We start from the raw sequence: 19,016 nt of genomic DNA on the forward strand, positions 1-19,016 counted from the left end.
GTTCATTGATCTGGAATCATCAGGCAACCAATCGATTGGGAGGGAAATCTTCATGTTGACAAGCAATGCGCGAAGGTTGTGGACGACAATCGGAATGACGTTAGGCATGGCTATTGTGCTGTTCGTTGCCTCAGGCAGTCCCGTCTTTGCATTGAAGGAGCGAGCGCCGGTAGCGCTCGAAGAGATTCAGTCTCATGCAGCGGTAATGAATTCAAATTGGCTCGAACTTACCCTCGTCGATACGCCATACTCCGACGAGCATGTTACGAATACGGACTATTACACCATCACGAGCGAGGAAGATCCGGACTTCTCCGGTGGCGTTACCCCAACAATAGTCCATTACAGGTATTTCCCGGAGCAAGCGCCTTATAATCCATCGTCCTCAGGCAATATTGGCAAAATTCAAGTGCTTTATCGCGCTTATCTCAAGCTGCCTACCACACTCAAGCTCAAGGAAGGGAAAAACTACATGCTTTCCGTTAACGCTGCGGTTGCCAATGTAGAACCGTTCCCGTTCCAATTCGACGTAACGAAACCTAATCTGGCCATACACGCCAATCAGGTTGGTTACCCGTCCGAGGGTACCAAGATTGCTTATCTCTCACATTGGACCGGTCAAGGGAGCATCGATTTCTTAGGCTACAAGAATTTTCAAGTGATAGACGATACAACTGGCAAGAAGGTCTACTCAGGCGAAATCAAAGTGCATCTGAGAAACGACAGATGGACCCAAAGTGATATCTTTGCGCTTGATTTCAGCGACTTGCAGGCGCAGGGCTGTTATCGCATTTACATCCCCGGAGTAGGCACATCCTATCCTTTCGAAATTAGCAGCTTGATCTATAAGGATGATATTGCCTATACGATTACGCGTGCGTTATTCATGCAGCGAGACGGCGACCATGGACTGGATGATCCTAATCTTACCCATTGGAACCGACCGCCTTCGCATGAGGACGACGCGATCGACCAAGCAAAATTCATCGATAACGGTGGTATTCTAGCAGATGCGAAAATAGATTTGAAAGGCGGCCACATGGATGCTGGCGATCGGGGGAAGTATCCCTATAATTCGGCCTATGTGGGCATCGACATGCTGATGGCTGCCAAATACTTTCCCGAGCAGATCGAGGCGTTAGGGGAATCGCTGGAAATTCCCGAATCGGACAACGACATACCTGACTATCTGGACGAACTGGTATACGAGCTGGATTGGCTGACCAAAGCGATTATGAATACGTCAACGGATGGTACGCTTGCCAACTATCTAAGGCCTCAATCGCCGACTAAGCCTGAAGAAGGCTCGTACGAGATCGGATATGATCTGAAAGGTGCGGAAAAGCGTATGTTCTATAACCGTACGCAGGGACCTAACAAAGCGGAAACGTTGTTCGCGGCCGGGGTTCTGGCGCAGGCCTATAATACGCCTATCATGCAGGAGTATTATCCGAACAAAGTAAAGGATTACCTGATTGCTGCTAAAAAAGCGTACAAAGGCTTTATGGCTCACTATCAGGACGCGGAATACTTGAAGGAAAATACCTATTATGACGTTAGTAAAGAAGGGATTAAGAACACCTGGTCCAACGAAATGCTTTTGGCTTCAAGCGCGCTGCTTGTCGCGACGGGGAATGAGCCTGTTCAGGATCTGACTATTTCGGCGCAGGAGTTAAAGAATTGGATAACCAGCGAGATGCCGAAAACTCCAAGTGACTACGATTCGTATAAGCGTTACTTCTGGGTACTGGACCGGGCGTGGCTTGGCGCGTTCGTGTCGATGTACGAGAATCCGCATCTTACGCAAGTACTCAGAGAGTGGGCATATGACAACATTATCGATTTTGCGGAAAAGGAAATGGACCATGATACCCCGTTCGGCGCATCCACGCAGGACGAAGGGTACCCGAATCGGATCGGCTGGCGGTTCACAAGTTCCACCTTGATGCCAATCGTTGTCGGATATGGCGTAACACAAGATGCCAGGTATTTGGAGCGCATCCAAAAAACATGGGATTACACGCTGGGCGGCAACGCGGTGAGCCGGTCGTTCATCACGGGACTCGGCGATCCGCAGCGATCGCCAAGATGGTTCGTCCACGAGATGAATCAATATCAATGGGTGCAGCAGGCTGCTAACAACAACGGCTGGGTAGAGCCTCCCCCTGGCTTGCCGAATTCCGATATCCAAAGTGCAAAGTATCCAGCCTGGTTTAATGATACGTGGAATACGACGGCGAGAACACAAGTGTTCCCCTATTATGAGGGTCATGCCGTCATGTACCGGTATACGGATTCCTGGAACACGCAGAACGAGTATTCTATCAACATTTTATCTGCTAACGCGGCTTCCATGCTGCCGTTAATCCCTTTAGACACGTATACTCTAAACGTCAACTCTCCTAACGGGGACGTGTTTCCGGCTGGGGGAACTTACAGCGACGGCATGAAGATTACCCTGAAGGCGAAAGGCAAGCCGGGCTATAAATTCCTCAATTGGAGTGACGGTCTCGGAACGAACAGTACAATCGAGATTACGATGGATGCCAATAAGACGGTTACCGCGAATTACGTGCCAGTGGATATCCGTACCATTACGGTCACTGCGGTAAACGGTACAGTCGAGCAGGATCATCCTGAAGGACGCTACAGCGATGGCGATACCGTGACTTTGACTGCAGTACCTAAGTATGGCTATAAATTCATGGGCTGGGGTGATGAGTCATTTGGGAACAAGCCAACGATAGAGATCACTCTGCACGACGATCTTCATGTCACTGCGGAGTTTGAACTGCTCCCTCAATATACGCTGGCTGTCGAAGCGGAGAACGGATATGTGAAGATCAATCCCGTGAAGGAAACTTACGTAGAAGGAGAAGAAGTCATTCTGACCGCTGTTGACGACTTCGGTTATCAATTCGACGGCTGGACCGATGCTGATGACAATCTTATTGGCAAGGAAAACCCGATTATGGTGACTATGAACGAGGCAAAAGCAATTACGGCCAACTTCAAGGTCGTTTCAACCTTTACGCTCACTACAATTGCGACGGAAGGCGGGACTGTCGCAACGAAGCCGGTAACAAAGTCTGATGTGCAAGATGGACTTTACGAGCAAGAAACAAAGGTGATTCTGACCGCAACTGCCAAGCCGGGATATCTCTTTACAGGCTGGAGCGGCGGCTTGGTGAGCAGCAAAAACCCTGCGGAAGTAACAATTAATGGCCATACGACCGTAACGGCTATCTTCCAGCCAGCTAATGGATTGATGAGCGTGGATGTGACGCCTGTCGGAGCGCCTGGCAGCACGGAGGAGAACAACGGGGTCTACACATTGACGAGTAGCGGTAACAAATTCGCTTACGAGCCGGACAGCTTCCGATACCTTCTGCGCCCGGGACTCAAAGGCAATACGGTGTTCACGGCAAAGCTCGAATCATTCACCAGCGACAACACAGCGGGAGCGGTAGCTGGCATTCAAATCCGTTCGGGATTGGCAAGCAACGCGCAATACGTTGCCGTCATGGTCAAGGACGGGAAGCTTGTCTCTCAAGTCAGGAAAGGCGGCGATAGCAGCGATATGGTCGTCCTAGAAGAAGAAATAAGCTTGCCTGTCATGCTTCGAATTGAAAGAACGATTAACAGGGATATTACGCTGGCATGGTCGGCGGACGGTGTGACTTGGGAGAAGTCTGGTTTACACACGGTCTGGGATTGGAACAATCCCAACTTGGAGCTGACGATCGGCTTATTCACTTCCGCGGGTCAAGTTGCGGATTCAACCGAGGCGCCGACGATCAGAACGGCTACCGCGCAATTCAGCAATGTGACTTGGCCCGACATGCGCGAGCTGTCGATTGGTACGACGGGAGAAGGTGAGGTAGAGACTGATTCTGGTCTTTATGTAGCAAACTCGAGAGTGAAGCTCACAGCCGTGGCTGGTGAAGGACAAATTTTTGCAGGCTGGTCAGGAGGCCTGACTGGCAGGGCCAATCCTTCCTACATTACGATGGATATCGACAAGACGGTAACCGCCAACTTCGAGGATGCTCCGGCGAAGGTGAACCTGGAATTAGCGGAGGTAACAGGAGGCATCATCGAAGCCATTCCCGGTTCCAGCGGAAGCGGGAATCAAGAGGGAGAATACTTGCCTTTCACCGAGGTGAAGCTTCATGCCAAGCCGGCATTGGGCTACCGCTTCTTATATTGGGAAGGTGATTTAATCGGCACGGAGGATACCGTTCAGCTTCGCATGGACGGTCATAAAACCATCTCTGCGAAATTCGTATCCTACAAAAGTGAAGAAATTGGGACGAATCTCCCCGGAAGCACAACTGAGGATGCAACCGGCATTACGATGAATGCATCGGGACAGATCATTTGGGGGGGAACTGACAGTTTCCGGTATACTTACCATGATCATCTTACAGGCAGTTCGACGATTGTTGCACGCATTACCGATTTTAACGCAACAGCGGGCGATGCGCGCGCTGGCATCATGATAAGGCAAAGCACCATGGCGAACAGTTATTATCAGGGCATATTTATTACGAATGAGAAAAAGATACAAAGCCAGTTCAGAATCGGCGCTACGTCAGGGAAAAAGCTATCCGAAGAAACGATGACTTCCTCCGTGTGGTTGAAGGTGGAGAAAAACGGAACGCAGATCTCAACTTTTTATTCGAAGGACGGCGAGCAATGGACGCAGCATGATTCGCAGAATTTCGCTACGTTCCAAGGTCCGTACACGGCTGGATTGGCCGTGACCGCGGGACAAAACAATAAACTCGTGACAGCTAAGTTCGATCAAGTAGAGCTGCCTGCAATTCCTACTTATGAGCTGCACACGGAAGCCGTCAATGGAGAGGTAACAGCCGATCTAACTGCGGAAGCATATCCGGCGGGAACCCTCATCTCGCTGACGGCAACGCAGGATGAAGGGTATGTGTTCACAGGTTGGAGCGGTGACAAAAGCGGTATTGCAAATCCGATCGTTATCACGATGGACGCGAGCAAGCATATTGTGGCGAACTTCAGAAATGCGGCGGATAAGTATACCCTTACCGTAGAGGAAGTAAATGGAACGGTTGAACGCGATCTCAATCAAAGCGTATATGATGCGGGGACGGCGGTAACGTTGAAGGCCATTCCGGCTCAAGGCTACGCATTTGTCGGCTGGAGCGGAGCTATCCGCGTCGAATCCAATCCGGTTACCGTGATGATGGATGACGATAAGACCATTACTCCAATTTTCTCACGGGTGTTGACGGAAGCGGAACACTTCTCCAGTCTTAACATCGGAACCGGTCATGAGGGAACCGTAACGCAGAACGGAGCTGATTTCTCGGTTGGCGGTTCCGGGGGCAATATATGGGGAAGGGTTGACAGCTTCCAATATGTTTATCAGAATCATAGCCAACTCGCGGGAGATGCTACGATCGTAGCTCGAGTCGACGACGCGGCATTCACGGGAGCCGCTGCCAGCTCGAATACGAAGATTGGCATTATGATTCGTCAAAACACGAATGCGGACAGTGCTTTCCAAGGCATCTTTCTCGACGGAGGCAGGGCGATTAGAAGCATACACCGCAGCATTCCTGATGGTTGGGCAAGCGCAAATCAGGATACGGTAACGGCAAATTCGGGAGCCGTTTGGTTGAAGGTCGAGAAGAAAGGCAATACCTTCAAGACGTATTATTCGACAGATGGGCTTGACTGGACAGTGAGAAGCTCGCAAACAATCGCGTTTGCCGGGTCGTTCACGGCAGGATTGGCCGTTGCTTCGGGGACGGACGGCAAGTTCGCGAAGGTCGACTTCAGCCGCATCGAATGGCCGTATATTCCATAATGACACGCTGAGCACAATGAATGAATAGAAAAGGAAGCGGGAAGATCCGTGAAGCGATCACGGATCTTCTTCTCTTGTTATCAAAGATTGAGCAGGAGCTTACATATAGGAGTGATGACATGTGATAGGCAAAGATACAGGAATTCGAATCGGCACCATCGTTGAAGGACAAGACGCGGTGCGCATCATTCCACAGATTGCGGAGCACGGCTTCGAATCCTTCCAACTATCCTTTTGGCAGACGACGGGCGCCATAAACTTGGCCGAGATGGCAAAGCAAATGCGCGAAACGATCGGAGATCGCGACTTGAAGATCTCCGCCCTAAGCGTATACGGGAATCCATTAACAGACGGAGTGGGGAACATGGATACGATTGCCAGCTGGGAGCGGCTCATCGATCATGCGCACTTGTTCGGAACGGACATAGTCTCCGGCTTCGCCGGTAGAATAGCTGGACAGCCGATTGACGAATCTTTGCCGCGTTTCGCCCAAGTATTCGGCGAGCTTGCTCTCCGGGCAGAAGACCGCGGCGTGCGAATAGCATTCGAGAACTGCGACATGGGAGGATCGTGGGAAAGCGGTGACTGGAATATTGCCCATAATCCGGCCGCGTGGGAGAAGATGTTCAACGTGCTTCCGTTCGAGCACGTGGGCCTCGAATGGGAGCCCAGCCATCAAATGGTAAACTTGATCGATCCGATCCCTCAGCTTCGCAAGTGGGTAGACAAAATCTTTCATGTTCACGGCAAAGATGCCACGATCGCATGGGACATCTTGCGCGAGGAAGGCATACATGGTCCGCGTCCGTTCTGCTGGCATCGGACGCCAGGCTTCGGCGATACGAATTGGACCGACATCGTTACGATTCTTCGCCAAGCGGGTTACCAAGGAAGCATCGACATCGAAGGGGGTCATGATCTTGTCTATAACGGAGAGTTGGAGATGACGGGTCAAGTTCATGCGTTAAATTATCTTAAAAAATGTAGAGGTGGCAGCTATGTGCCTAATCCCCTGCCGTGATCAAGATCCAGTAGCTTTCGGATACCGAATTAGAGTTATTTTTTTCATTGAGTTAATGAGTAACGGTACTTGAACAGACAAGGAGCGGTTTGCTGCGGCAATTACTCTATTTTTTAATAAAGCGGACGGGCGGTGTAGGGCAATAATGCAATCGAATCTATTAAAATAATTATTCCAAAAGAAGGAAATGGGGATAAGTTCAATGAATTTGTTTAATGCAACTATTTGCAGAAAACTTTGAATTTGATTTCATGAATAAAGACAAGTATTCCGCCCGATATGACTGAGTTATCTATTAAAGAATCAGATAGAAAAGGAACGGTAACCCGTGATCGAATTAATAAGAAAAGACTGGAAAGAAATATTGACCACGTACAGTTTAAGGATAACTGGAAATCGATGGGACGCGGAGGATTTAACGCAAGATGTGATTGTAAAAGTGATTGAGGCAGTTCGAAAGAACCCGGAAAGGCCTATTACGAAAGCCTATTTGTACCGTATAGCGAAGAATGCTTGGATTGATAGTCAACGAGCACATAAAATCCGAACTGTACCGTTTGAACAAAATCATGAAGCAGCGACTCCTGATTTCTTGTTATCTAGCCGAGAGCTATTAGAACAGTTAGCGGAACGACTTTCACCGCTGATGTGCGTAATATTGCTGTTAATGGATGTATTTAATTTTACAGCAAAGGAGACTGCAGTGTTCGTAAAGATGAGAGAAGCAGCAGTACAAGTATCATTAGGACGGGCTAGACTTAAGCTGAAAAAGTTATCTCAAGAGTCAACTGCAATTAAGAAGAAAAAAGTCGTTCAAAAAAGAAAGGGAACTGTTGTTGATCTCGATGTGTTGGTTGATGCTTTTCAAAGATGCGATCCAAAAGCTATATATCATGCTTTCATCGGACTTGCTCAAGAGGGAATGCATCTCTCCCAGCTTAAGGCATTAAACGGGAAGTTGCACTTTACGTTCAGAGATCCTGACGATAATCTATTCAATGTCATTTCTAAATAAATATTTTTGGTCTGTTTGGTTTTTGCTTCAATCAACGTTTCTTGAAATGGAGTCATACTAACATGGAGGGGATGATCAGCATGTCGGGAATTCTAAGAAATGCGTTGAAAGCCGTATGTTCAATTTACATACCAGTTAGAAGCCCTTTAAAATCGGCGAAATGGTGGCAGCAAAATTTCGGGCTAGAGTATGCAGTTCCGTATAATGAAGCGGAGGCTCAAGTCATCTTAAAGCTGTCAGACGGACAATGGATGCATTTGGTAGAGACAGAAGGTCCAATCGAAAATCAATTTCCGAATAAAGCCGGGTATGAAATGTTCAGGTTGACCTTTGAAGTGAGGCAGATCGAAGTACTGTATGACCATCTAAAAACAACCGACATACAAATCGGCAGGCTAGAGGATCGCGGGAGCTGCGGCATTAATTTTGTGTTTTATGATCTAGATGGCAATAAATATGACGTGAATGAATGTGTAAACGTTCATCGGACTCCTGAAGAAGTGGATAAAGTTAAAGTACATTTATTCGACCAGATCAAGTGATTAGTATGCATATTAATTTGCTATTTCAGTAACCCTGAGTTAACTTGTGCCATAGGCCATCCCAATTGGGATGGCTCTATTTATAGCGTGCCTTTACAATTTTTGTAACATTATAGTGTACAATGATCGAGAACGGGTTGACCATGGCCGACACTACCGTTGCAGTGAATACGCCTGCCAACAACCCGCAAGCACGAACAATAGAATGGCTCCGATCGACAACGCGCTGAGCAGATCGCCGATGATCTTTACATCCCGGAAAAAAATTTGTGAAGACAATGTATTGATGATGTGATAACAATGTAATGACTATGTATTGACAATATCGTTGTATTCGTCTTATGATTAGTGTATTCAAATAAGGAGGTATCAACTAAATGGATGCTAATTTACAAATACGCATATCAAAAGACATAAAAGAGAGTTTCCAGCAGATAGCTAAGGAAAATAATAAAGATACTTCGTCATTGGTACGTGACTGGATTTCTTCGTATATAGCTGAACATCAGCGAACGGATGAAGAAGAAGCTGCTGATCTATATCGCGCCGGTTACCAATTGCAAGAAGCGCTTGGGGGGAGAGAACATGTTAGCAAGGAGTTTGCAAAACAATTGCAGGAATATTCCTTAACGAATCAAAAAGAATTTACACAGCGGATACTAACTACTTACTTGGACCTGGAGTTGACAATTCCTTCATGTGTATCGAAAACGTACAAAGGATACGCCTATTCTCAAATGTTTTTGTTGGGTTTAATAGGGGAAAAGCCGAAGGAAAGAGCTTAGGCTACTCCTTTCGTTTAGGAGTCTGTTGTTTCTAACGATCAGGTGCCTTAAGGGCCAGGTAATCGGTTTAAAAGTCAGTAAGTTACCCCTTTAGAGCTTTAATTGCGCGTCTATTGGGGTAACTTTTTTTGTTTCATTTATTCGGTTCCAGATTATTTTCCGATTGCAGGTTGTCCAGTTATAGGATCTGTATTCGGATCCCAGTTTTTTAGAGGATCTACGCGGAATCGAGTCAGTTCCGTACTGCTGATTTTCCAGACGCCATCTACTTTTTTATACGATTCATGGTATTGGCCGTACCCGTGATGTCCTGGATAAGCGTCTTTTGAGTCAGGGAAGGTTAGCAAATCCTCCATAGCCCAAATACCTTTGGCGTTTTCCTTGTCAAATAGCTCAATCTCAGGCATATAGCCATGATGAACCGTCGGTGCTTTACCCACAAGGTCCCCGATCATTTTCCCATAAGCGGCTGGCCCGCCTTTGGAATAATCTTGGCCGTCGGAAACTAGCTTGGCTTCCGCTGTAAACAGTTCCCCAAATTCAGTCCATTTTTTCTCATCAACAAAACGAAAATAACGGGCTTTTAACTGTTTGATTTGCTCCATATCTTCCAAGCGTAAATACTTGCCCTCAAGTTCAGCGATTTTCGCAGCTTGCTGGGTCTGAATATCTTGCTCTGCCTGCGCATCTTGCTTCGTCTCATTATTTTGCCCGGAGCATCCCGAGAGTATTGTAGTTATCATGACTAATCCCAAAATAACGCTGTATATAAACTTCATGTTCCTAAACATTATGAACACTTCCTTTGTATGATTGTATTCGTCTGCATACGCATTAGCTCTAAGCTGCTGCTTACAGACACTATTCTCTTTTGTATTCGTTTCATGGAATTGACCGCATCATTAACTCGAATAGCTTCCATTACGTCAAAAACGTTGTGTTTAGACGACGCAGAATCCTTATCGGGCGGAGATTAGAAAGGTAAGAGAAGCCTCGACCTTTATGAATTGGATTTATACAAATTGAATGATATCCTCCAAGGGCCGTCTCGATTTGGCACGCGCCGGTTCTTTGGAACGATAGCCGAACGCCGTCATCACGCTCAAACCGAATTGGCCGTTTTCAAGCAACCCTTTTTTCTCAAGCAGTTCATTGACGGCATCCATTTCGAAGCCTTCGATTGGACAAGAATCGATCCCGATATGCGCCGCTGCTGTCATCATATTGCCCATTGCCAAGTACGTTTGCTTCGAAGACCAGTCCAGCAAGGTCCGCTCGGTGTCCAAATGAAGGTCGTCGTAAAATTGTGCATAAGCTTGCTGCATGCTTTTAAAAACTTCCAAAGGCATGCCCTTTATTAGGGTCTGCTGTTCCAAGATATAAGAAGAATCATAAGTGAGCCCTTTTCTGGCCAAAATGATAACAAAATGGCTCGATGTTGGCAGCGACCGGATTGCCCCGGATACGAGCGGTGCGAGTTCATTTCTGAATTCCGAGCTTTGCACGATCACGAATTTCCAAGGCTCATTGCCTCCAGAGCTCGGAGAAAGACGGCCAGCCTCGAGTATGAATCGAAAATCTTCATCTGATATTTTTCTCGTCGGATTGAATTCTTTGGTTGCATGCCTGAAATAATACGTGGCCAACAAATCTGATTTTTTTGTCTCGATATTCATGGTTTATTTTCTCCCCGTGAGTAAATTTTTATTAACGTATTGCAATGTCCTGGAATCCGAAACGTGTTAAATATGGAGCCCCCACCATTTACAGAAAAGTCAATAAATCTTCCATCTCCCAAATACCCTTCGCGTGTTTTCATCGGTCCAATAAATCTCCGGCATATGTTCTTGGAACATAATGATCTGATCTACTGTGCCTACATGTTTAATTCGCCTCTTTTCAAAAATGATAGTGAACGAAGCGTTTGTTGCTTCGGAGTCAACTATAGCAGGTATTCGTTTATCTCATAAGAACGTAATTTTTTTACACATGCTTTAGAAAAATAAAGTCATGGTACCCGCCTTTCATCCAGACAAGTTTCGCTCCAATACTCGAAATTCTATGCTGCACAAACAATTTCATCTTCGTACAGGGAAAATGAAATGGCTTCTTTAATAGCTTTATATTTATAAAGCATATTTAAAAAAATTGCCTTCTTATGAAAAAAACCAATTCCTGATATAGTTGACCGCGAGGCATTCGATACCTCAGTAACTTACTAAATAAATGAGGTCGTTCATCTATCCTGGCCATTAATAACCTTCTTTAGCGAAGCTTTTTACAGTAGACGAAAACATGGTTCAGATGGACAAGCGTTTAGCATTCGACAATCGGGCCAAAGACTGGTTGATCATTTATTATTTATGGGGGAGATCATACATGAGAGATGCTTACAAAGCAATTTTCGAACCGCTTCAACTGCAAAGCGGCAAGCATTTGAAAAATAGAATGGTCATGGCCCCAATGGGTCATTTGGGATCGCTGACAGGAGGGTATATTTCCGAGGAAGAATTGGCTTATTACGATAAGAGGGTTAGAGATGTCGGGATGGTCATTACGTCAGCTACGACAATTAAAGAAGGTACTCACTATCCGGGTTTGCCGGCCGTGGAGACTGACGAACATATTCCGGGACTGCGAAAACTTAGCGCCGTATTGAAATCCCATGGAGCCGCTGCGGTTATGCAATTGTTACATGAGGGGGCTAACGGATCAGGTGAAGCGCCGAGCGCAGTAGTAGCGGAGAATTCCGAACTTCCACTGCCGCGCGAATTATCCGATACCGAAATTGAATCGATCATTAAGAAATTTGGTGACGCGGCAAGACGAGCCATTGAAGCGGGTTTCGATGGAGTCGAAATTCATGGCGCAAACGGATTTCTGGTTCAGCAGTTTACTTCCCCCCATTACAACCGCCGTATGGACCGATGGGGAGGCACGTCAGAAAATCGATTAGCTTTTCCGCTTGCCGTTATTAACGAAGTCAAAAGAGTAGTGGCAGAAAGCGAAAAGCCGTTTATCATCGGTTACCGAATTTCGCCGGAGGAAGCAGAAACGAACGGTTTGACGATGGCGGATACTATACGAAACGTCGATATGCTCGCGGATCAGGGTTTAGATTATATTCACGTTTCCCTACATCAATTCTGGTCAAAGCCACGTCGAGGCACGAATGATACCCGGTCTCGGATGGAAATTCTTAAAGAAGTCGTCGGTGACCGCACGGCCTTAATCGGCGTTGGCGAAATAAAAACGCCGGAAGATGCCGCTATGGCGCTATCCACCGGTGTAGAACTTCTCGCGATTGCTAGAGGACTGCTCTTGGATCCGGAATGGGTTCAGAAGGTGCACGAAGAAAATGAGGATCTTATCAAGAAAAAATTATACCGCGGCGATCAATTGGATTTGATGCTACCCAACGCTTTATGGAAAATGATTGAAAATTTTATTCCGTTTGAGGATTAACATTAGTGTTCAACCCGTCAAACCCGCTTGGGTTTGACGGGTTTTTACTTTATATCGACAATTTCCGTAAGTTATGAACAAAAACTTTTTCGGGAAACTATTTCAAAAACTGTTTACGAAAACGGATAGGAGATAGTCCTACGCTACGCTTAAAGCAGGCTGAGAAATAAGGGGAGTAACGGAATCCGACTTCTTCAGAAATAAGTTCGATCGGCCATTCCGTTGTAATCAGCAACCGTTTAGCACGCTCCAATCGAAACTCCAGCAGATATTCGTTAGGCGTGAGTTCATACTTTGCTTTCATGCACCTAACGATATAATTCGGATGAAAATGCAGGGCAGAAGCTAGAATTTCATTGGTTATCTTTTCTCTATAATTTTTCTGAATGTATGCTGCAGCCAGTTCAGCCAAACGGGCCGATACTGAACGTGTGTTGTTCAAGCCTTCCTTTTCGAGCATGGCGAGCAGTTCGGCTAGCAAGCGCTGCTCCTCCCAGAAAGAGCCGTTGATTGGCAGCGCCAGCAATTGTTTTACTAGATTGAAATACAGCTCAGGATTAGATAACTGTGAATGCTTCGGGAGTCGAAGTCCGTAAGGATTGCCGAAAGGCCGCGTTGAATACAATATTCCTTTTTGATTGTTTTTCGGGTATGTCTCCTGATGTTTCGAATGCTCAAAGTGGACCCAATAAAAAACGGTTTCCTGATAGCAGGGACTTACCGAGTAATGCTCTCCTTCAGGCAGCAGCAGCAGTGTATCTCCTCTTGTCAGCTTCCATTGCTGTCGGTTTTCTCCTATATGCAGTTCTCCCTTCGCCACGATCAATAGATCGTAAATGCCAAGATTTTTTCTATTAGGATGATGATCTCCGATCTGGAATTCTGAACATCCGGATCCCAAATAATAGGGAATCGGCGGTGTTTTTAGTTCAACGATTAGCTCTTCGCTCAAAACTCTATCTCTCCTTTCTGTGTTATTTTTTATAAAAAAAAGGTTATTTCATTTCTATTTGACCAGTAAAGTAAAGCATATAATTGAAAACGTTAAGAGTCAAATTGTATAGGAGGAATCAATATGCAGAAAACGCAAGTAGACATTCAGGATCAATTCTGGCAGGACTATTCAGGGCTAATTCGAAATACAGTCATTCCTTATCAATGGGAAGCGCTTAACGATAGGATTGAAGGAGCGGCGCCTAGTTATGCGATTCGCAACTTCAGAATTGCAGCAGGCTTGGAGGAGGGCGAATTTGGGGGCTGGATCTTTCAAGACAGCGACCTATACAAATGGTTGGAGGCGGTTGCATTTTCGCTCAGACATCATCCTGACCCTGAATTAGAGAATATAGCAGACGGCGCTATCGATCTGATTGGACAGGCGCAGCATGAGAATGGCTATTTGAACACTTACTATACGGTAAAGGAGCCGGGAAAACAGTGGACAAATCTTCACGAAGCCCACGAGCTTTATTGTGCAGGCCACTTGATCGAAGCGGCTGTCGCTTATTATCAGACTACGGGCAAGAGCAAGCTACTGGGCATTGCACGCCGATTCACTGACCTCATTGACCGTATGTTTGGAACACAACCAGATCAAATCCGTGGATACTGCGGGCATCAAGAGATTGAACTAGCATTGGTCAAGCTATATGAGGCTACGGGTGAAGAACGATTTTTGACTCTAAGCCGATATTTCATTGACGAGCGGGGAAGCAAGCCAAGCTATTTTATTGAAGAATGGGAACGCCGGGGAAAGACCAGTATTTGGTCGGAAGGAACACCAAATCTTGAAGTGTATCAATGCCATCTGCCAGTACGTGAGCAATCCGTTGCCGTAGGTCATTCTGTGCGGGCCGTCTATATGTACACGGCAATGGCTGATCTGGCGCGCCTAACCGATGACGACGAGCTGCGCAAAGCTTGTGAGCGCTTATGGGACAACACGACACGCAAGCAGATGTATATCACAGGCGGGATCGGGTCGACTCATCTTGGAGAAGCTTTCTCGTTCGATTACGATCTGCCTAATGATACCGTGTATGCAGAGACATGCGCCTCAATCGGCCTGATCTTCTGGGCACGCCGGATGCTGCAGCTGGAAGCCAAAAGCGAGTACGCGGATGTAATGGAGAGAGCTCTATACAACAATGTGCTGGGCAGCATGTCCAAGGACGGCAAGCATTTCTTTTATGTAAACCCGCTAGAAGTTTGGCCGGAGGCCAGCTCCAAAAATCCCGATAAGTTTCACGTAAAGCCAGTGCGTCAACCATGGTTTGGCTGCTCCTGCTGCCCGCCTAACGTAGCACGGCTTCTCAGCTCGCTTAGCGATTATATTTACGATGTAAGCGATGACGGCAGTAAAGTCTACACTCACCTTTTTATTGGCAGCGAAATTGGTTTTGAAACAGGTGGTTGCCAGGTCGTATTGCGTCAGCACTCCGAATTGCCATGGAACGGCAGAATCGAATTTTCCATCTCGTTATCTGGCACTGCAGGCAGCGCCGCATTCGAACTCGCGCTGCGAATCCCGAACTGGTTCCAAGATGGACGACCGGTATTGAAAGTGAACGGTACCGACTTGGATTACCCTGTGGAAAATGGTTATGCGAAGGTTGCGCGAAGCTGGTCGGATGGCGATACGCTTACTTGGCTGCTGCCGCTGGAGACGAAATTGATTGCCGCCAATCCGCAGATTAGGGCGGATGCCGGGAAGGCAGCCATCCAACGCGGCCCTCTCGTATATTGCGTCGAAGAAGCGGATAATGGATTGCCTATTGCTTCATTATCATTAGCCGGCGAGCCGGAATTGACGGAGAGCGCAGCTGCCGACCTGTTAGGCGGCTGCATGGTTGTGGAAGGTAATGGGCAGGTGGTGGATGAATCCGCGTGGACGGAGAATCAACCATATCAGCCGCTCCGCAAGCAAACCAGACCGGTTCGTTTCAAGGCGATCCCTTATTATTTATGGGGAAATCGCCAAGCGGGTGAAATGAATGTATGGTTGCGTTACTGAAGATCGATTCGAATAATTAGAATGCTCATAAACAGCTATGTTTTGTAACGAATTATAATGATTTTCTTTTAAAAAAATGCTAAGGGTCCCTGGATGAGCCATCCAGGGATCTTTCGGTAGTTTTCAAAGACGGAGCTGAGAACATGAAGAAAGAGAATGAACGAAAGTCCCATATGGATCGTATGACATTGAAAAATCGGATTCTCTTGCTATTTGCTGCCGCGACGTTAATTCCTTTCATCTTCACCTGCTATGTATCTTATAACACCATTACTTCGATTCTGAACACGAAGCTGCAATCCGGCATCCAAAGTAACTTGAAGCAGGTAAGGCTGTCGTTTGAGAATACGTTGAGTAATCTGAATCACGTTTCTCAGCAACTTGCCTTTGAAGGGAACATAGGCAAGCAGTTGGAATTGTTCCTGACTGCGGATAAACCCTATGATCGCAGCTATCTTACGGATCAGATCAAGTATCAGCTTAATCTGATCACATTCACTAATCCAAATATTGGATTGACGATGTATTACTTCGGTAATGACGGTACCATTCATTTCGAAAATATGGGTGTGAAGGACTCTTTCGATATCGAAAACCTACCCATTATAGCTGAATATTACGGTATTACTTACTTTGGGCCTCACATGAGCAATGATCGGTTTAATAATCAATATGTGTTTTCCGCATTGCGCAAGGTCGAGCTGCCTGAGCGGGAAGATGCTTATGTCTATATTGAATCCGGTTTTAAATTAACACAGAGCGTGCTTGATCTTGATGGTGTTAGCAAACATACGGATCATCTGATTTTGGATAACAACGGACGAATTTCATATAGCGAGTTAAATGACGTATTTCCGGAGAATTCATCGTTTCCAGGCTTGGAATCCCCGTCTTTGGCATCCGGAGTGACGTTCGATTATTATTGGTATCGCCAAATTAGCAATCAAGGATGGAGCGTCGTCTCTCTCATTGCCAAATCCGACTACAACCAGGAGAAGAATCGCTGGTTCATGCAGATGATAGTGCTGGCGGTTCTATTTGCCGCAGTCGGATTAGCCATCGGTTGGCTGCTTTGGAAGATGGTTTATCGCCCTCTCTCCAAATTCAACAAGGAGATCAGATGGATGGCAAACAGCAATTTCAATGCTGTAACGACCCAATCGCGAATACCGGAATTTGAGGCGCTGTTAACCCAATTTCGGCATATGAAAGTTCAAATCGCACAACTTTACTCGGAGGTAGAGATCAAGGAAAAGCGCAGGGCAGATTTAGAGATCGAAAAGCTTCTTTATCAGATTAATCCGCATTTTCTGATGAATACACTGGACACCGCGCATTGGCTTGCTGTAATGAACGGGCAGGAAGAAATTGATCGGCTTGTCACTTCGCTGAACAAGCTTCTTTATTACAACCTAGGCAAAGGAAATAGCAGCTCGACGATTAGGGAAGAGATCGACTCACTCAAGCAATATCTGATTCTCCAGCAAATTCGGTACGATTTTCATTTTGATGTTCGTTTGCAGGTAGATGATGAACTGCTGGATCTGTCTGTTCCAAGATTTATTCTTCAGCCGTTGGTCGAAAATGCGCTGTACCATGGCCTGGAGGACGATGGAAGAATAGAGGTGAACGTCACCATGAGCGATCGCCTTGAAATTGAGATTCGGGATAACGGCGGAGGCATTTCCGATGAAACCATCCTTGCATTGCTGGAACAAGAACAAACCGAACGCCACCGGGTAGGGATGGGAATTGGGATGAATTACGTGAAAAGGATGCTGGAATCTCATTATGATGGTCATGCAAATCTTTCGGTAACAAGCAAGCTAGGCAAGGGTACAGTTATTGTCATTCAGATTCCGATTGCGAAGGAGGACAACCAGTCATGATTGATGTGCTCATTGTTGATGACGATAAACTTGTGCGCAAGGGGCTCATGTCCGTGATGCCGTGGGAAGCATTTGGAATGAGAGTTGTAGGAGAGGCAGCGAACGGAGAAAAGGCGCTCGAATTTCTAAAGGAGAATCGGGTGGAGCTAATGATGACTGATCTGGCAATGCCGGTCATGTCAGGAATCGAGTTGATCCGCATCGTCCGCAAGCGTTATCCTGAGGTGGCTATCGCCGTACTGACCTTACATCAGGATTTCGAATATATACAGGAAGCACTCCGTTTAGGCGCCATTGATTATATAGCGAAGGTTCAGCTAGAGAAGGAGCAGTTCGAAGAGGTGCTTGGGCGTATTCATGCACGTATGCTGAACGAGCAGCGAAATCAAATGGATGAACCGCAGTCGATGGGCAATGGCATTTCCCTTGCAGATGAAGTATATGTGCTTCTGGAGGTTGGAGACAAGCCTGTCGTTCCTAGTCAAAAACAGGATATTCTTTCATTGGATTGGAGAATGGAGTCGGATGGGCAGATTCAGATATGGTCGCCCAACTACATCCAGGAGCATCTGCCTGGAGCTGGCGCTAGTGAAGGTTTACTACCGCCTCTGCCAAGTGAAACATATGGCTCAAATTGGCGTTTAGTACAACTGCGGGATGCAAACGGCATGTTGTGGACCGACCTGTATCAGCTGTTGCGAAATTACAAGCAGAAGAATTTCTTTTATGAATGTGACGATTACGAACCTCATCCTATTAAAAAGTCTGTCTACGAGCTGCAAGAAGAGATGGAAAAGATAGGTGAAAGCGAGGATGAATTGGCGAAGGAGATGCTGCATGCATTCACATGGGTCTATGATGACCAGAGTTTTTATGCCATGCAAGGTAGGCTCAGAGAGCTCATGCTGCCAATTCCAAAACTCATGCAATTGCTTTACGGATTTACATTAGATTGGAACCGTCTTTTTAGAGCCGTTACGCTAAACAGTATGTCGCTTCCAGACACGCTCGCGAGCTGGAAGGACGTTATTAAGTGGATGGAAGCCTTCAGGAAGCTGGCTCTTGCGCTGACAGGCAATCTGCAGCTAAGCCGGGAAGTGAGCGGCAGCATCATGTCAGCCGTAAAGATTGTTCATGAGGAGCTTGCGTTTCCTTTATTTGCGATTGATGTTGCCAAACGGGTCAATCTAAGTCGAAGCTACTTCAACCAATGCTTTAAGGAGGTCGTTGGACACTCTTTCAATGAATACCTCCGCAAGGTACGGATAGATAAGGCTAGGGAATATCTTGCCCAAACGGCCAAGCCGATCGTCTGGATTGCCGAACATACGGGATATGCGGATGAGAAATATTTCAGTAGGACATTTCGCGATCAGACAGGCATGCTTCCGAGTGAATATCGACAGCAACACAAGATAAGGTAGAGTCATGGATCCCT

12 protein-coding genes are annotated in these 19,016 nt (G+C 46.5%); 9 read left to right on the forward strand and 3 right to left on the reverse strand.

The genetic code is table 11. The annotated features are described in order from the left end of the window. The first annotated feature begins 52 nt into the window (after window positions 1–52). The 5 genes from FHS16_RS26750 (at window position 53) to FHS16_RS26770 (ending at window position 9,211) form a co-directional block, all read left to right on the forward strand. Entirely contained in the window at window positions 53–5,848 is a 5,796-nt protein-coding gene (locus FHS16_RS26750; protein ID WP_183569985.1) for an InlB B-repeat-containing protein, read from the forward strand. A gap of 121 nt (window positions 5,849–5,969) precedes the next feature. Next, complete coding sequence (locus FHS16_RS26755) at window positions 5,970–6,869, forward strand: sugar phosphate isomerase/epimerase family protein (RefSeq protein WP_183569987.1); 900 nt, start codon at window positions 5,970–5,972, stop codon at window positions 6,867–6,869. 328 nt (window positions 6,870–7,197) lie between these two features. Continuing rightward, window positions 7,198–7,884, forward strand: a complete 687-nt coding sequence (locus tag FHS16_RS26760) for a sigma-70 family RNA polymerase sigma factor (protein WP_312891097.1) — start codon at window positions 7,198–7,200, stop codon at window positions 7,882–7,884. Between the two features lie 80 nt (window positions 7,885–7,964). Next, on the forward strand, window positions 7,965–8,426 hold the full coding sequence (locus FHS16_RS26765) for a VOC family protein (RefSeq protein WP_183569989.1): 462 nt from the start codon (window positions 7,965–7,967) through the stop codon (window positions 8,424–8,426). A gap of 377 nt (window positions 8,427–8,803) precedes the next feature. Then, window positions 8,804–9,211: a hypothetical protein gene (locus FHS16_RS26770; protein WP_183569990.1), complete on the forward strand. Its 408-nt coding sequence runs from the start codon at window positions 8,804–8,806 to the stop codon at window positions 9,209–9,211. 152 nt (window positions 9,212–9,363) lie between these two features. On the opposite strand, the gene FHS16_RS26775 is transcribed toward FHS16_RS26770, so the two are convergent. Together FHS16_RS26775 and FHS16_RS26780 are read right to left on the reverse strand one after the other, a co-directional pair. After that, window positions 9,364–10,002 (reverse strand): nuclear transport factor 2 family protein, encoded by a 639-nt coding sequence (locus tag FHS16_RS26775; protein WP_183569992.1) that lies wholly within the window; start codon window positions 10,000–10,002, stop codon window positions 9,364–9,366. Between the two features lie 222 nt (window positions 10,003–10,224). Continuing rightward, entirely contained in the window at window positions 10,225–10,881 is a 657-nt protein-coding gene (locus tag FHS16_RS26780; protein WP_376769706.1) for an NAD(P)H-dependent oxidoreductase, read from the reverse strand. Between the two features lie 709 nt (window positions 10,882–11,590). Between FHS16_RS26780 and FHS16_RS26785 the strand changes: the two genes are divergently transcribed. Beyond that, complete coding sequence (locus tag FHS16_RS26785; RefSeq protein WP_183569996.1) at window positions 11,591–12,676, forward strand: NADH-dependent flavin oxidoreductase; 1,086 nt, start codon at window positions 11,591–11,593, stop codon at window positions 12,674–12,676. 97 nt (window positions 12,677–12,773) lie between these two features. On the opposite strand, the gene FHS16_RS26790 is transcribed toward FHS16_RS26785, so the two are convergent. Then, the gene (locus FHS16_RS26790; RefSeq protein WP_183569998.1) at window positions 12,774–13,628 is read right to left on the reverse strand and encodes a helix-turn-helix transcriptional regulator; all 855 of its coding nucleotides are present in this window, start codon (window positions 13,626–13,628) and stop codon (window positions 12,774–12,776) included. Between the two features lie 123 nt (window positions 13,629–13,751). Between FHS16_RS26790 and FHS16_RS26795 the strand changes: the two genes are divergently transcribed. The 3 genes from FHS16_RS26795 to FHS16_RS26805 all read left to right on the forward strand — a co-directional run bounded on the left by FHS16_RS26795 (window position 13,752) and on the right by FHS16_RS26805 (window position 19,002). Then, on the forward strand, window positions 13,752–15,689 hold the full coding sequence (locus FHS16_RS26795; RefSeq protein ID WP_183570000.1) for a glycoside hydrolase family 127 protein: 1,938 nt from the start codon (window positions 13,752–13,754) through the stop codon (window positions 15,687–15,689). Window positions 15,690–15,832: 143 nt separating this feature from the next. Beyond that, on the forward strand, window positions 15,833–17,578 hold the full coding sequence (locus FHS16_RS26800) for a sensor histidine kinase (RefSeq protein ID WP_183570001.1): 1,746 nt from the start codon (window positions 15,833–15,835) through the stop codon (window positions 17,576–17,578). Further along, window positions 17,575–19,002, forward strand: a complete 1,428-nt coding sequence (locus FHS16_RS26805) for a response regulator transcription factor (protein WP_183570003.1) — start codon at window positions 17,575–17,577, stop codon at window positions 19,000–19,002. Before FHS16_RS26800 ends, FHS16_RS26805 begins: the two co-directional genes overlap by 4 nt. Window positions 19,003–19,016: the final 14 nt, after the last annotated feature.

The sequence above is a fragment of the Paenibacillus endophyticus genome, assembly GCF_014192395.1.
GTDB lineage: Bacteria > Bacillota > Bacilli > Paenibacillales > Paenibacillaceae > Pristimantibacillus > Pristimantibacillus endophyticus.